Source organism: Denitratimonas organivorans (assembly GCF_037478135.1).
Taxonomy (GTDB): domain Bacteria; phylum Pseudomonadota; class Gammaproteobacteria; order Xanthomonadales; family Xanthomonadaceae; genus Denitratimonas.
In genome coordinates this window covers 270550-285635 of record NZ_JBBHDV010000004.1, presented here as the reverse complement: position 1 = coordinate 285635, position 15086 = coordinate 270550, and the positions used below count along the sequence as shown (strand labels likewise).

The window sequence follows — 15086 nt, the reverse complement described above, 5'->3', positions numbered from 1 at the left end:
GGTCGTGGAGCGGCCCAGCCTACGGCACCTGGCCCGCTTCGGTTCAAGGAAATTGCACTTCAGGGTTGAATCCGCCGCGGTATTGCGCGGCCGCGCCTGCATCGCGCGTCAGGCCGGCGATATCGCGACCGAAACCGTGCTGTTGCGCCAGGCGCTGGAACTGTGGGAAGCCAGCACCGGCCCGGACAGCCATCTGAGCATCGAGGCCCGGCTGGAACTGGCCAATGCGTTGTTGCGGGCGGACCAGCCGGATGCCGCACGGCCCTTGCTGGACGCGGTGGCCGAGCCGATCGACGGGCTGTTCGTCAGTGGCAGTCCGCAGGTGAAGATGCGCGACCGCCTGCGTCAGGTACTGCGCTGAGCGTCGCTGGCAGCCCGGCTTCCGACGTGTTTTTGCAGGAGCGGGCTTGCCTGTGATCCCGATGATTCCGGTATCCCGATGCAACTGGCATTATCCGGGCCGCCGACTACACGCCTGTCTGGAAAACCACCCCTATCAGCGGCAGCTTTCCGCCCGGGTCTGGTGCACCACCGGCTCCCAGTAGGTGTTGTTGCGGATGCCGGCGCTGTCCAGATTGGAGCGGATCAGTCGCGCGCCGATTGAGTAGCGCGTATCCGGCTCCACCTCCACGACCAATGCCTTGTACGCGCGCGCCAAGGTGCGGCGCTGCATCTGCGCGCGCTCGCGCAGCTGGTTGCGGGTGAACAGGTGCGACGGAATCTGTTCGCTGACCACCAACACGCGTTGACCGGCGTCGACCCGGTGCCGGTTGGTGGGAGTCAGCGGCGTGCTGCGGCCATCGATCTGGGTGATCAGCGCAGGGTGGATGTCCTGGCTCAGGTTCGGCGTGTTGTCGATGTCGCTGACATGACCGCAGCCCGGATCGGCAGCCGTTACCCAGGGCGCCAGCGCGCCGCTGAGTGTCAAGCGCTCACCTTCGCGCAGCAGCACGATGCTGGCCTTGCCACCGGAAGTGTCCAGCGCGTGGTCGAGGGTGCGCTGCGGGCGCTGAGCGTCGGCCAGCGACATGCCGTTGATCGACAGCAGCTGGTCACCTGCCATGATGCCGATGGCTTCGGCCGCGCCGCCGGGCGTGGTGGCGAGCACGCGGATGCCTTCGGCGCGGCTGGCGCGGGTGTCGACGATGGCGTCCAGCGACCAGTCCGGCGATTCGGCCTGCGCGATGGCCCACGGCGTCAGCAGCGCCAGGCCCAGCAGCAGGCGGGGGAGGGTGTGCTTCATCACGTTCATGTGGATTCTCCTGTAGCGGAGAGAGGGGGAAGAGTGGAGCTGGCCGGCTGTTCGACGATCATGCGCTGGCGGATTTCCCACAATGGTGCGACTTCCTCATCGCTGGCGCCGCGCGCATAGGCGGCCTGCAGGGCGCGGTCGATGGCTTGCACACTGGTGTCGGGGCTGGTTGTGGTGGCTGGATGCGTCCGCGACGGGCCGTTTCCGCCGGATGGCGTCCATGGCGCCAGCCAGAGCGTGCCGATGCCCAGCACCAGGGCGAGTGTGGCACCGCGCAACACACGCCTGTGGTTGGCACGGCGCTGGTGGCGGGCCGAAAGGCGCAGCCACAGCTCATCGGAAAGCGGTGGTTCGGGCAGCGACTGCAGGTGTTGGCGGACAGGGTCGGGGGTCATGGCGGTGTACCTGTGCCGTGGTGGCGGGCAGGGGTGGAAATATTGGTGATGGCGTCGTCGTGCATCTGTTCGCGCAATCGGCGCAGCGCCCGTGAAACGATGGATTTGGACCAGCTTTCGCTGCGCCCGAAGCGTAGTCCCAGTTCCTGGTGCGACCAGCCTTCCATCTGGTTCAGCCAGACCAGACTGCGCGCCAGCGGCGACAGCGTCTGCATCAGACCGACCGCTTCGCTCAGCGTGTCCGGCCCGGAATCCGGGCTGGAGTGGTGTTCGTCCGTGCTCTCGACTTCCTGCAGATGCCAGCGCTGGCGGCGCAGATGATCGATCGCCAGGCGCGAGGCGACCTGCTTCAACCAAGGCCGGACCGGCGCGCCGGCGCGCAGGCCGCCGATGAAACGCAGCATGCGCAGGAAGGTTTCCTGCACGATGTCCTCGGCCACGGCGGCATCGGAGGTGATGCGCCAGGCCAGGGTGTGGATGGTGCGCGCATGTTCGCGGTAAAGCCGCGCAAACGCGTTGTGGTCGCCCCGCCGCGCGCGTTGCACCAGCGCCGCTTCGGCGTCGCCGTCGAGCGGGGTGGAAGAGGGCAGTGAGAGCGGGATCGCGGGCATGGTGACCTGTTATACGCCCCAGCGCGGCAACTCGTCGCAGACCGGTTCCGGCACGTGGGTGCGATTCAGGCTGCGCCCGCGTCCAGACAGGCGGCGGGCTGCGGCAACGGCGCCAGGCGTTCTATCACCTGCGCATCAACCGTGGCCATATCCACTTGCGACAGCTCGGAAAGACCGGCGGTGGCCTGCACCAGGATGTCGCGCTGCACCCGCCCGCGCTGCTGCGCCACGGAATAGGGCAGGGTGTGAAAGGTCACCATCGAATAGCGCGGCACGAAGCGCTGCGGATGGCGTCGCGCCAGCAGCTGTTCCAGCTCGCGCTGCAGCAGATAGTCCTCATCATCGACGTGGTCGCGCATTTCCAGATAGTTTTCCAGCGCCATCTGCTGGATCGCGCGCGAATCGGGCACGCGCTCGCGCTCGAACGCGGCGAACGCACTGGCGAAATCCGGTGCCGCATCGATATGCCGCATCAGCGCGACGCAGTCTTCGAACGCGCAGTTCATGCCCTGGCCGTGGAACGGCACCATCGGATGCGCGGCATCGCCCAGCAGCACGGCTTCGCCCTCCAGATGCCAGCGATCCAGATACAGCGTGGCGAGCAAGCCGGTGGGATGGGCGAGGAAATCGGCTTCCAGAGTGGGCATCTGCGCCAGCGCATCGGGGAAATCGCGTTCGAACAGCGTCCGTACCGATGCCGCATCGTGCACCGTGTCGAAACCCGGCTCGCCCTCGTTGGGAAGAAACAGCGTCACGGTGAAACTGCGCTCTGTATTGGGCAGCGCGATGCACATGTAGCGCCCACGCGGCCAGATGTGCAGCGCATTGGGTTCGATTCGCCAGCCTCCATCGGCCGCCGGCGGAATTTCCAGTTCCTTGTAGCTGTGCCCGAGCGCTTCGTAGCGCGTGCCCAACGTCTGCTGCGTACCCATCCACGCGCGCAGCGCGGAACCTGCGCCATCGCTGCCGAACAGTACCTGCCAGCGGTGGCCGTGATGGCTGCCATCGCGCTCATCGACCAGTTCCAGTTGCCGCTTCGCGCGATCGACACCGGTCAGACGGCGGTTGAAATGGATCCGTGCCCCGGCCTTCTCCGCCGCATCCAGCATCGTCATCACCAGTCGGCCACGGTGTACCGACCAGATCACTTCGCTGTCGTCGCGGCCGTAGCGTTGCAGTTCCACCCGGCCATCATCGAAGTGCACCATGCGCCCGCGCATCATCACCACCTGCGCCAGCACGGCTTCTTCCAGCCCGGCGCGGCGCAGCGCGTCCAGACCGCGTTCGGCCAGCGCCAGATTGATCGAACGGCCACCTTCGTAGCCGGCCACACGCGGATCGGGGCGGCGCTCGAAGATGTCCACCTGCCAGCCGCGACGCGCCAGCAGCAGGCCCAGCAAGGCGCCGGCAAGACCGGCACCGATCACGGTGACGTGGGGAGAAACAGCAGAGTCGGGAGTCAATCTGGCAAGTCGCGGTGCGGGGAGCGCAGGGCGTCCGGGAAGAAATGAAACGCGGCGCGCGATTGTAGCGGCCTTGTCTGTGGCTTTTGTGTCTTGCGCGGCCGCACGCAAGGCTGGCGCTCAGCTTGCAGCTTAAAGCGCGAGACGTTCGCGCAATTCGCGGGCCTGGCGGCGGGATACTTCGGCCTGCCCGCCATCGCGCAACCCCAGTGTGTAGCCGTCGGCGACGGACGGTTCCACCGTGCGGATATGGCGCAGATTGACCAGCGTGTTGCGGTTGGCGCGGAAGAACAGGGCCGGATCCAGCCGGGCTTCCAGTGCCGACAGGCTGCGCGCCAGCAGCGCGCTGTGTTCGCGGAACCAGACTCGCACGTAATTGCCATCGACCACGATGCGGGAAATCTCGCCGGTGGCGACAAACCAGCAACGCTCGCCATCGCGCAGGAAAACCTGATCCTCGGCACCCAGTGCGCTGCGGGTGTCGTCGCCGGAAACCGTGCCGGTGGCAGGCGGCGATGGCTGGCGTGCCTTGTCGATTGCGGCAGCCAGCCGGGCCGGGTCGACCGGCTTGAGCAGATAGTCCAGCGCATTGGCCTCGAAGGCGCGCAGTGCGTACTGGTCGTAGGCGGTGGTGAAGACCACGGCCGGCACCCGTTCCAGCGCATCGAGCACATCGAAGCCGCTGCCGGATGGCATCTGGATGTCGAGCAGCACCAGATCCGGGTGCAGGCGTGCGATTTCGGCACAGGCTTGCGGCACGTCTTCGGCTTCACCGACCAATTCGACCTGTTCGATCTGCGCCAGCAGGGTGCGCAGTTCAGCCCGGGCCAGGCGCGCGTCATCGACGATCAGCACGCGCAGCGGCGCGGCGGCGGATGTCTTCATTGCGGAACCTCCAATGTGGCGCGTACCCGGTCGCCGTGTTGTTCCAGTGCGAAGCGGCCATGCACGCGCGTCAGCACATGGCGCAGATAGGCCAGACCGACACCATGGCCGGCACCGCCCCGGCCCAGGGTGCCGGGATTTTCCACGTGCAGCCGCAGCACGCCAGGCAGCCGTTCGGCGCGGATATGCAGTTCGCCGCCGCCGGGTGTGATCGCGATGCCGTGCTTGATCGCGTTTTCCACCAGCAATTGCAGCGCCATTGGTGGCAACAGGGCATCGGCGGCCGCCGGGTCGATGTCTCGCCGGACGCGCAGGCGGTCTTCGAAATGCACCGCTTCCACCGCCAGATAATCCTCGATCACCGCCAGTTCGCCGGACAGCGGCACGCTGTCGCGGCGGCTGTGTTCCAGCGCGTGGCGCAGGGTGTTGGACAGGCGCCCGACCAGTTCACGGGCGCGCTGCGGGTCTTCCAGGATCAGCGCGCGCAGGTTGTTGAGCGCGTTGAACACGAAGTGCGGATTGAGCCGGGCACGCAGTGCATCGTGTTCGATCTGCTGGCGCTCGGCTTCGGCCCGCAGCCGGGCGATGCGCGACTCGCGTGCGTGGCGCAAGGCGCGCCAGCCGGTCCAGCCGGCGCACCACAGGCCCAGCATGATGCTGGTGTTGATCCAGTAGCCCAGCGTGGCGATCAGGCTGAAATTGCCGCCCGGCAGGCTGACCCATTGCAGTGCCAGCGCCAGGCGCATCAGCCCGGCGATGACCAGTTGCACCAGCAGGGCGCCCAGCACTACGCACAGCAGCAGGCGCCAGGCCAGCGCGATCAGCTCCTGCTCCAGCCAGCGCTGGCGCAGTGCCCGATGGCGGATCGCGCCGGAGACCAGATACAGCCCAGCGGACAACAGCACGCAGATCAGCACCACGCCGGAGTTCCAGCCGCCGTAGCTGCGCGTCAGCAGCAGGTTCATCGCCAGATAGGCCAACCAGGGCAGCAGGTTGGCCCACCAGAACCGGGTGCGTGTTTCCGGCGTGTGCATCGTCGTGCAGGCTCGATCAGTCAGGGCAGCGGAATCATTCGTCGCCGGCCGGGTGGGCGGCGAGGAATTCGCCCACCTGGCTGCGCAGCCATTGTGGATCGTCCCACATCAGAAAGTGGTAGCCGCCATCGCTCAGTTCGATCCGCACGCCCGGCAGCGCCGCGTATTGGCTATCGAAGATCCCCTGCGTGGTCTCGCGGGTCTGGCCGAAATTGGCATAGGCGGCCCACGCGCCCAGCACCAGCGTGGGGGAACGCACCCCGGCAAGATCGGCGCGCAGGTCGGTGATCATCAGTTCGTACATCGCCTGCGTTGTGGTGGCGCGATCGCTCTCCACGCCCCATTGCACCAGCTGCTGCACGCGCTCCGGGTCCTGCGCCATGGTCTGCACCGCCGCTTCGGTCTGCTGACGGTAGGCGGCATCGTCGCTGGCCTGCATCTGGGCGCGCATGCCGATCGCCATCGGTGTGATCAATTCAACCGTGGCGGCGGGATTCATTGCGGCGGCGAAGAACGGCAACGAATCGACAATCACCAGCGGCCCGACCGCGTCAGGTTCGGCCAGCGCCAGTTTCAGCGACAGCAGGCCGCCCAGGCTGTGGCCGATCACGGCCGGCTGCTGCAGTTTCTGCTGGCGTGTGTAATCGAGCAGCTGGCGCGCCATATCGTCGAGGAACTGCTCGCTGCTGATCGGCTCGGCGCCGGCAAATCCGGGCAGTTGCACCATATGGCACTGGATGTCGTTCAGCGCTTCGCAGGTGTCGCGCCAGACACCGGCGGCGCTGTTGAGGCCGGGAATGGTCAGCACCGGACGACCTTCGCCGATGATTTCAACCTGGATGTCCAGCGGGGTGTCGTTGGCGTGGCCAGCGCTGGCGAAAGCGATGCCGCCCAGCAGGGCGAACAGCGTGCTGGCAAGGCGGGTGCGGGATGTGGTTTTCATCGTGTGGCTCCATCGGTGGGGGACGGTGCCAGCTTGCCGCTGCACGGATGTGGCGTGGGCGAAAACATGACAAGCGGCCGCAGCCGCGCATGAGCGGCGGTTGGCACAGGCCAATGGCGAGCCGAGGATGCTGATTGCGTGGCGTGGCTGCACTTCAGCCGTTCTGGTCGCGCCAATCTGCGGTCAACTGGGCGAAACGCAGCACGTCCAGCCAGGTGTTGTAGAGCGGCGCTGGTGAAATACGGATCACGTCCGGTTCGCGCCAGTCGCCGAGTACGCCGTTTTCGCACAGGAACTCGAACAGCGAACGCCCGGCCGTGCGCCCGCCACTGACCCGCAGCGAGAGCTGGCAGCCGCGGCGTTCGGGTTCGGCCGGCGTGATGATATGCAGCACATCGGCCAGGTGTTCGTGGATCAGCTGCTCCAGATAGCCGGTGAGCGCGAGCGACTTTTCCCGCAGCCGGCCCATGCCCGCTTCCAGAAACAGGTTCAGTGAAGGCCGCAGCGTGGCCAACGCCAGGATCGGCGCATTGGAAAGCTGCCAGCCCTCGGCACCGGGCGTCGGCACGAACTGCGGCGCCATCGCGAAACGGGTCTGTTTTTCGTGGCCCCACCAGCCGGCAAAGCGTGGCAGCGCGGCGTGCGCATGGCGCTCGTGCACGAAGGCGCCGGCAATCGCACCCGGCCCGGCGTTGAGATATTTGTAATGACACCAGGCGGCGAAATCCGGGCCGTCTTCGTGCAGATTCAGCGGCAGATTGCCGACCGCGTGCGCCAGATCGAAACCGACCATCGCGCCCTGCGCATGCGCCAGTTGCGTGATCCGCGCCAGATCGAAGGCCTGGCCGGTGCGGTACTGCACGCCGGGCCACAGCACCAACGCGATGCGATGGCCTTCGCGCTCAAGCACATCGGCGATCGCCTGCATTGAAATCGTGCCATTGGGTTCGTCCGGCTCCAACTCGATCAGTGCCGTGGCCGGGTCGAAGCCATGGAAGCGCAATTGCGATTCCACTGCATGCCGGTCCGAAGGAAAGGCGCCGGCTTCGATCAGGATCGCGTGGCGCCGCGGCGTGGGGCGATAGAAGCTGACCATCAGCAGGTGCAGATTCACGCTGAGCGTATTCATCGCGACCACCTCGATCGGCCGCGCACCGACCAGCTGCGCCAGCTGCTCGCGCATCCCTTCGGCGAACGTCATCCACGCCGTATCGCCCTGGAAATGTCCGTCCACCGCCAACTGCGCCCAGCGCTGCATCTCCAGCTCCAGCGCCTGCGACGCGCCGCGCGGCTGCAAACCCAGCGAATTGCCGCAGAAATAGTGCTTCTGCCCATCGCCATGCGGCGGAATCAGGAACTCGTCGCGGAAACGCCGCAACGGATCGGCGGCATCACGCGCCAGGGCATCGAGTTCGGTCGCAGGAGCATGCAGCAGGGAAGGCATGGCGAGGTCTTTGCGCAGGGAGTCGACCGCCCATTCTAGCGGCCTGCAACAGGCCGCGGCGGCTGCCGGCTGCGCTTACCACACCAGATCGTCGGGTACCACGAAGCGGCTGTAGTAATCGTCATCGTCCGAGGCGGGCGTGTTGTCGGATGCGGCTTGGGCATGGTCGACGATGATCCATTCGGGCTGGCGTTCGCGCACCTTGTCGGCGGCGGCGCGCGGGACCATCACGTGGTCTTCGTCGAGGCGAACGATCACCAGTGCGCCTTTGGCCAGCAGCGGACGCTGGGTGTCGTCGGCCAGCAGGCTGCGGATGGCGTCGCCGTCATTGAAGCGGTAGGCGGTGGCGTGTTCGCTGGCCTTGACCCGGTTCTGTTCGATGATCTGGCGGGCTTGGGCCTGCAATTCGCGCTGCTGTGCCTGGGCTTTGCGCTCGGCTTCCAGCGCGCGGTCGCGTTCGATCTTCTGCCGGCGTAGTGCTTCGGCGTCGACGCGGGCGCTGGCGGCCGAATCGGCGGAATCAGCGGGCGTGGTGTCCGCCTTGCCTTTGCCTTTGGCCTTGCGCTGGCGCGCCTGCTCGCGCACCACTTCGTTGAGCTTGGATTTTTTGGCCAGCCCGGCCTTGAGCATTTGTTCCTGCAGGGCGTTGCGCATCGGGAAGCATGTTCTGGAGAGGACGAACAGATGAGGGTGCCCGGATCGCCGGGCGCGGGTCAATCCTGCCGCTTGGCGCGTTGTGCAGCGGCGCGGGCTTCGGAGAGCGGCCAGCGGGCGATGATGTGGTCGCCGAGTTCGTCTTCGGTTACTTCGTGCGGACCCAGGGCGTAGTAGCGCACCGAATGGCCTTCCTCGTGCATGCGTTCGTTGCTGCCGGTCAGCAGTGGGTGCCAGTCGGGCAGGGGCTGCTTCAGGTGTACGCGGCGGTAGGCGCAGGTTTCGGGCAGCCAGTCGAATTGCGCCACGCGTTCGGGCGTGAGCTGGGTGCATTCGGGCACGTGCCGGAAGCGTTGTGCGTAGTTGCCGCAGCGCGAGGCGTGGATATCGAGCAGTTCGCAGGCGACGGAAAACACGCTGACGTGGTGGTCGTCGATCTCGCGCAGCAGGCAGCACTGGCCGCAGCCGTCGCACAGGGCTTCCCATTCGGGCGGATTCAATTGTTCCAGTCCGAAGCGTTGCCAGAAGCGTTCGCGCAGTGCGGCCATCAGGTGATGTCGGCCAGCGAGTCCGGCTCGCCCTGGCGCGAGGGTGGCGGCAGCGGGTGGACGTGGCCGCAGGCGTTGCAGGTGCGGTGGGAAAGGGATTGGTGGAAGCGGTCGAACACCGGCGGGAAGTCCTGCTCGATATCGTTGAGGTGGAAATATTCCTCGTACAACAGATGGTTGCAGCGCTCACAGAACCACAGCAGACCGTCGTCCTCGTGCGGCAGGCGGCGGCGTTCGATCACCAGGCCGACGGAATCGGCCTCGCGTTGCGGCGAGTGCGGCACGCGCGGCGGCAGCAGGAAGATTTCGCCGGCGTTGATCGGAATGTCGCGCGCCGCGCCATTTTCCTGCACCCGCAGCGTCATGCGGCCTTCGAGCTGGTAGAAGAACTCGGGGCCTTCTTCCCAGTGGTAGTCGCTGCGCTGGTTGGGGCCGCCGACGATCATCACGATGAAGTCGCCGGCGTAAATGCACTTGTTGCCGACCGGCGGGCGCAGCAGGTGGCGATGTTCCTCGATCCAGGCTTCAAGGTTGATCGGCGGCAGCATGGCGCGGGCTCCGGTGCAGGTTCAGTCGCGGAAATTTTCGAACTGCAGCGGCATGTCCACATCGGCCTTGCGCAAAAAGGCGATGGCTTCCTGCAGGTCGTCGCGCTTTTTTCCGGTGACGCGCAGCTGGTCGCCCTGGATCTGGGCCTGGACCTTGAGACCTGAATCCTTCAGCAGCTTTACGATCTTCTTGCCCAGCGGTTGGTCAATGCCCTGTTTGAGCACGATCTGTTGACGCGCGCTGGCCAGATTGGTGTCCGGCTCCTTGATATCCGCGCAGCGGATGTCGATGCCACGCGCGGCCAGGCGTTGCAGCAGGATTTCCTGCATCTGCTTGAGGCGGAACTCGGCATCGGCCTTGAGCGTGACGAGGTTTTCACCCAGCTCGAAGCTGGCGCCACTGCCCTTGAAATCGAAGCGTTTGTCCAGCTCGCGATTGGCCTGGTCCACGGCGTTGGTCAGCTCGTGGTCGTCCAGCTTGGATACGACGTCGAATGAAGGCATGGCGGGCTCCTTTGCAGTGACCGGACATTATGGCGTGCGGGGGGGATTTGTCGGTGGTGCGCCGGGTGCAGGTGTTCAGTCCGGGTCGTAATCCAGATTCGGTGCGAGCCAGCGTTCGGCTTTGGCCAGCGTCCAGCCCTTGCGCTTGGCGTAGTCGGAGACCTGTTCCTTGGTGAGCCGGCCGACGACGAAATACTGGCTGCGCGGGTGCGAGAAGTACCAGCCGGAAACGGCGGCGGTGGGCACCATCGCATAGCCTTCGGTCAGTTCGATGCCGGTGCGCGCGGTGACATCCAGCAGCGAGAACAGGGTGTCCTTTTCGGTGTGGTCCGGGCAGGCCGGATAGCCGGGCGCGGGGCGGATGCCGAGGTACTTCTCGTCGATCAGGGCGTCGTTGTCGAGCGCTTCGTCGGGCGCGTAGCCCCAGAACTCGCGCCGCACCCGCTGATGCAGATGTTCGGCGAAGGCTTCGGCCAGACGATCGGCCAGAGCCTTGAGCAGGATCGCGTTGTAGTCGTCGTGATCCGCTTCGAAGCGCGCGATGTGGGCGTCGATGCCATGCCCGGCGGTGACCGCGAAGCCACCGATCCAGTCCTGCTTGCCCGAGCCCTCCGGTGCGATGAAATCGGCCAGGCAGAAGTCCGGGCGTTCGACGGGTTTGTAGACCTGCTGGCGGAGGAAGTGCAGCGTGCGGCTGCTGCCATCGTCTAGCTGGAGCTGGACATCGTCGCCGACGCTGTTTGCCGGCCAGAAGCCGATCACGCCGCTGGCGCGCAACCATTTTTCCTCGACGATCCGCTTCAGCATCGCCTGCGCATCGCGGAACAGTTCGCTGGCCTGGGTGCCGACGATGTCGTCGGTCAGGATGGCCGGGAAGCGGCCGGCCAGTTCCCAGGCGTTGAAGAACGGCGACCAGTCGATGAAGGGGACCAGTTCGGTCAGCGGGTAGTCATCGAACACATGGATGCCGGGTTGGCGCGGGGCCGGTGGCGTGTGGTTCTGCCAGTCGCCGTCGAAGCGCTGGCCGCGCGCCTTGTCCAACGACACCAGGCGCGTGCTGCTGCGGTTGCGGTGGCGTTCGCGCACTTCGGCATAGTCGGCGCGGGTGCGGGCGACAAAGTCGTCGATCAGTTCCTTGGACACCAGCGATTGCGCGACGCCGACGGCGCGCGAGGCATCCTTGACCCAGACCGTCGGGCCTTTGTAGTGCGGTTCGATCTTCAGTGCGGTGTGCGCGCGCGAGGTGGTGGCGCCGCCGATCAGCAGCGGCAACGTGAATCCCTGGCGCTGCATTTCGCGTGCGACGTGGCCCATTTCCTCCAGCGAGGGTGTGATCAGGCCGGAGAGACCGATCATGTCGGCGTTCTCGGCGATGGCGGTGTCCAGGATCTTCTGCGACGGCACCATCACGCCCAGATCGATGACCTCGAAGTTGTTGCAGGCCAGCACCACGCCGACGATGTTCTTGCCGATGTCGTGCACATCGCCCTTGACCGTGGCCATGACGATCCTGCCGTTGGACTTGCCGGTGTCGCCGGTCTTGAGCTTTTCCGCTTCGATGAAGGGCAGCAGGTGCGCCACGGCCTTCTTCATCACCCGCGCGGATTTGACCACCTGCGGCAGGAACATCTTGCCGGCGCCGAACAGGTCGCCGACCACGTTCATGCCGTTCATCAGCGGGCCTTCGATCACGTCCAGCGGGCGCGCGGCCAACAGGCGGGCTTCCTCGGTGTCGGCTTCGACAAATTCGTCGATGCCGTGCACCAGTGCGTGAGACAGGCGCGCGTGCACCTGCGCCTCGCGCCAGGCGAGTCGGTCGCGGTCGCCGGCTGCGTCCTTCTTGCTGCGCTTGCGGTAGCGCTCGGCGATTTCCAGCAGGCGTTCGGTGGCATCGGGGCGGCGGTTCAGCACCACGTCTTCGACCCGTTCGCGCAGTTCCGGATCCAGATCGTCGACGATCGGCAGCGCGCCGGCGTTGACGATGCCCATGTCCATGCCGGCGGCGATGGCGTGGTACAGGAATACCGCATGGATCGCCTGACGCACGACCTCGTTGCCACGGAACGAGAAGCTGACGTTGGAAACGCCGCCGGAGACATGGCAGTGCGGCAGTGTGGCCTTGATGATGCGGGTGGCCTCGATGAAGTCCACTGCGTAGTTGTTGTGTTCCTCGATGCCGGTGGCGATGGCGAAGATGTTGGGGTCGAAGATGATGTCTTCGGGCGGAAAGCCGACTTCTTCGGTCAGGATGTTGTAGGCACGGGTGCAGATCTCGACCTTGCGCGCGCAGGTGTCGGCCTGGCCGTCCTCGTCGAAGGCCATGACCACGGCGGCGGCGCCATAGCGGCGCACCTTGCGCGCCTGCTCGATGAACTGGGCTTCGCCTTCCTTCAGCGAGATCGAATTGACCACGCCCTTGCCCTGCAGGCACTTCAGCCCGGCTTCGATCACGCTCCACTTGGACGAGTCCACCATGATCGGGATGCGCGCGATGTCCGGCTCGGACATGATCAGGTTTAGATAGCGCGTCATCGCCTTTTCCGAATCGATCAGACCCTCATCCATGTTGACGTCGAGGATTTGCGCGCCGTTCTCGACCTGCTGGCGTGCCACCTCGACCGCCTCGGCGTAACGCTCCTCCTTGATCAGCTTGCGGAACTGGGCGCTGCCGGTGACGTTGGTGCGTTCGCCGACGTTGACGAACAGCAGCTCCGGTGTGATCAGCAGCGGCTCAAGGCCGGAGAGGCGGGTGTGGCGCGGCCTGGTGTTCATGCGACGACGGACTCCCGGCCGGGGACGGGACGCGGTGGAAGTCCCCGCACGGCCTCGGCGATTGCGCGGATGTGCTCGGGCGTGGTGCCGCAGCAGCCGCCGACGATGTTGAGCAGCCCCGATTGCGCGAACTCCTTCAGCGTGGCGGCGGTTTCCTCCGGGGTTTCGTCGTATTCGCCGAAGGCGTTCGGCAGGCCAGCGTTGGGGTGCGCGCTGACGTGGGTCTGCGCGACGCGCGCGAGGGTTTCCACGTGTTGGCGCAGTTCCCTGGCGCCGAGCGCGCAGTTCAGGCCCACGGCCAGCGGCTTGCCGTGCGAGATCGAGGCGTAGAAGGCTTCGGCGGTCTGGCCGGACAGGGTGCGGCCGGAGGCATCGGTGATCGTGCCCGAGACCATCACCGGCAGGCGCCCGCCGCGTGCGTCGAAGGCTTCCTCGATCTCGTACAGCGCGGCCTTGGCATTGAGCGTGTCGAACACGGTTTCCACCATCAGGATGTCGGCGCCGCCGTCGATCAGGCCGTCGATGGCTTCGCGGTAGATCGTGCGCAGGGTGTCGAAATCGATGTTGCGGAAACCCGGGTCGTTGACGTCCGGGCTGATGGAGGCGGTGCGACTGGTGGGACCGAGCACGCCGACCACGAAACGCGGGCGCTCCGGGGTTTTTGCTTCCATTGCATCGCAGCAGCGCCGCGCCAGCGCCGCGCCCTCGCGGTTCAGTTCGGCGGCCAGATGTTGCAGGTGGTAATCGGCCTGACTGATCGCGGTGGCGTTGAAGGTGTTGGTTTCGATCAGGTCGGCACCGGCTTCCAGATAGGCGCTGTGGATGCCGGCGATGAGGTCCGGGCGGCTCAGGATCAGCAGGTCGTTGTTGCCTTTCAGGTCGTGGCCACAGCCGGCGCCGTGCTGATGTGTGCGGTCGAAACCTTCGGCGAAGCGTTCGCCACGGTAGTCCGGTTCGTCCAGCTTCCAGCGCTGGATCATCGTGCCCATGCCGCCGTCCAGGATCAGGATGCGCTCGTCCAGCGCGGCATGAAGCGCAGCCACGCGCGCCGGGTTCAGCCAGGGAAGGGTGTTCATGGGTGGTGGGCCAGCAGCGAAACCACTTCGAAATGCGGAGGTCGCTTCTCCTGCGTGATGATCTTGCAGGTATCCACGACCAAACCGGCGCGCTCGGCCAGTGCGGACAACTCATCGACGGTGAAACCGAGGTTGGCGTGGCCATACGGCTCGATCACGCTGCGGTGCTCGTGGCGATGCAGCGTAGTGGCGATGAGCTGCCCGCCGGGGCGCAAAACGCGGGCCGAATCGGCCAATGCCGCGGCGGGTTTGTCGGCATAGGTGAGAGCATGCATCAGCAGCACCAGATCGAAGCTGGCGTCCGGGAAATCCATGTGGTGCATGTCGCCTTCGATGACGTCGACGTTGGGCAACGGCTTGAGTCGCTCGCGCGCGGCCGCGACCACCCGCGGGTTGGAATCCAGACAGACGTAGCGTTTGGCGCGCGGTGCCAGCAGTTCGGCCAGTACGCCGTCGCCGGAGGCGATATCGAGCACATCGCCGGGTTTGACCAGTTGCAGTGCGGCGCGCGCCAGCGCTTCCCAGGTGCGGCCGGGCGAATAGTGCCGCTCCATGTCGCCGGCGACCGAATCGGCCCAGTTCTGTTCGCTGGCACGGGCCGCGAGCACATCCGGCAGGCGTTCGGCATCGGCGCGCAGAAGGGGGTCATCGGCGCCATCGGAGAGGGCTTTCCACAGCGCGCGCTGGGCCTGGTCCATATCGTCTTCGGCGAAGCGGTAGTAGGCCGAAACGCCGGCGCGCCGGTCGCGCACCAGGCCGTGTTCCTTCAGCCGCGCCAGATGCGTGGACACGCGCGGCTGTGCCAGCCGGGTGATCGCGGCCAGTTCGGCCACGGTCAGTTCCTCGCGTTCCAGCAATGTCAGCAGACGCACGCGGGTGGTGTCGGAAAGCACCCGCAGGCAGGCCGACCAGGCTTCCAGATCCACAATGTATCCCTTTATCAAGATTCAGCGATAA

16 protein-coding genes are annotated in these 15086 nt (G+C 66.0%); 1 reads left to right on the top strand and 15 read right to left on the bottom strand.

Annotated features, from left to right (window positions below; all coding sequences use genetic code 11):
• The coding region (locus WDB66_RS06660; RefSeq protein ID WP_339397750.1) for a tetratricopeptide repeat protein at positions 1–361 on the top strand (361 nt) is incomplete at its 5' end.
• A 135-nt stretch (positions 362–496) separates the two neighbouring features.
• Here WDB66_RS06660 and WDB66_RS06655 read toward each other — a convergent pair.
• From WDB66_RS06655 to WDB66_RS06585, 15 genes are all read right to left on the bottom strand, one after another.
• Positions 497–1252, bottom strand: coding sequence for a PDZ domain-containing protein (locus tag WDB66_RS06655; RefSeq protein ID WP_339397749.1), 756 nt, complete (start codon positions 1250–1252; stop codon positions 497–499).
• Complete coding sequence (locus WDB66_RS06650) at positions 1249–1647, bottom strand: hypothetical protein (RefSeq protein ID WP_339397748.1); 399 nt, start codon at positions 1645–1647, stop codon at positions 1249–1251. The genes WDB66_RS06655 and WDB66_RS06650 overlap by 4 nt, the downstream gene beginning before the upstream one ends.
• The gene (locus tag WDB66_RS06645; RefSeq protein WP_339397747.1) at positions 1644–2258 is read right to left on the bottom strand and encodes an RNA polymerase sigma factor; all 615 of its coding nucleotides are present in this window, start codon (positions 2256–2258) and stop codon (positions 1644–1646) included. The genes WDB66_RS06650 and WDB66_RS06645 overlap by 4 nt, the downstream gene beginning before the upstream one ends.
• A gap of 65 nt (positions 2259–2323) precedes the next feature.
• A complete protein-coding gene (locus tag WDB66_RS06640) occupies positions 2324–3721 on the bottom strand; it encodes an FAD-dependent oxidoreductase (RefSeq protein WP_339397745.1) in 1398 nt (465 codons plus the stop codon).
• Between the two features lie 132 nt (positions 3722–3853).
• Positions 3854–4606, bottom strand: a complete 753-nt coding sequence (locus tag WDB66_RS06635; RefSeq protein WP_339397744.1) for a LytR/AlgR family response regulator transcription factor — start codon at positions 4604–4606, stop codon at positions 3854–3856.
• Positions 4603–5640 (bottom strand): sensor histidine kinase, encoded by a 1038-nt coding sequence (locus tag WDB66_RS06630; RefSeq protein ID WP_339397743.1) that lies wholly within the window; start codon positions 5638–5640, stop codon positions 4603–4605. Before WDB66_RS06630 ends, WDB66_RS06635 begins: the two co-directional genes overlap by 4 nt.
• A gap of 34 nt (positions 5641–5674) precedes the next feature.
• Positions 5675–6583, bottom strand: a complete 909-nt coding sequence (locus tag WDB66_RS06625) for an alpha/beta fold hydrolase (RefSeq protein ID WP_339397742.1) — start codon at positions 6581–6583, stop codon at positions 5675–5677.
• A 154-nt stretch (positions 6584–6737) separates the two neighbouring features.
• Complete coding sequence (gene kynU / locus WDB66_RS06620; protein ID WP_339397741.1) at positions 6738–8027, bottom strand: kynureninase; 1290 nt, start codon at positions 8025–8027, stop codon at positions 6738–6740.
• Positions 8028–8102: 75 nt separating this feature from the next.
• Complete coding sequence (locus tag WDB66_RS06615) at positions 8103–8681, bottom strand: DUF2058 domain-containing protein (protein ID WP_339397740.1); 579 nt, start codon at positions 8679–8681, stop codon at positions 8103–8105.
• A gap of 59 nt (positions 8682–8740) precedes the next feature.
• Positions 8741–9229, bottom strand: coding sequence for a YcgN family cysteine cluster protein (locus WDB66_RS06610; RefSeq protein ID WP_339397739.1), 489 nt, complete (start codon positions 9227–9229; stop codon positions 8741–8743).
• The gene (locus WDB66_RS06605; RefSeq protein WP_339397738.1) at positions 9229–9777 is read right to left on the bottom strand and encodes a 3-hydroxyanthranilate 3,4-dioxygenase; all 549 of its coding nucleotides are present in this window, start codon (positions 9775–9777) and stop codon (positions 9229–9231) included. The genes WDB66_RS06610 and WDB66_RS06605 overlap by 1 nt, the downstream gene beginning before the upstream one ends.
• A gap of 21 nt (positions 9778–9798) precedes the next feature.
• Positions 9799–10281, bottom strand: a complete 483-nt coding sequence (locus tag WDB66_RS06600) for a YajQ family cyclic di-GMP-binding protein (RefSeq protein WP_339397737.1) — start codon at positions 10279–10281, stop codon at positions 9799–9801.
• Between the two features lie 75 nt (positions 10282–10356).
• Positions 10357–13053: a methionine synthase gene (gene metH / locus WDB66_RS06595; protein WP_339397736.1), complete on the bottom strand. Its 2697-nt coding sequence runs from the start codon at positions 13051–13053 to the stop codon at positions 10357–10359.
• Complete coding sequence (locus WDB66_RS06590) at positions 13050–14129, bottom strand: homocysteine S-methyltransferase family protein (protein WP_339397735.1); 1080 nt, start codon at positions 14127–14129, stop codon at positions 13050–13052. Before WDB66_RS06590 ends, metH begins: the two co-directional genes overlap by 4 nt.
• A complete protein-coding gene (locus tag WDB66_RS06585; RefSeq protein WP_339397734.1) occupies positions 14126–15055 on the bottom strand; it encodes an ArsR/SmtB family transcription factor in 930 nt (309 codons plus the stop codon). The genes WDB66_RS06590 and WDB66_RS06585 overlap by 4 nt, the downstream gene beginning before the upstream one ends.
• Positions 15056–15086 lie beyond the last annotated feature (31 nt).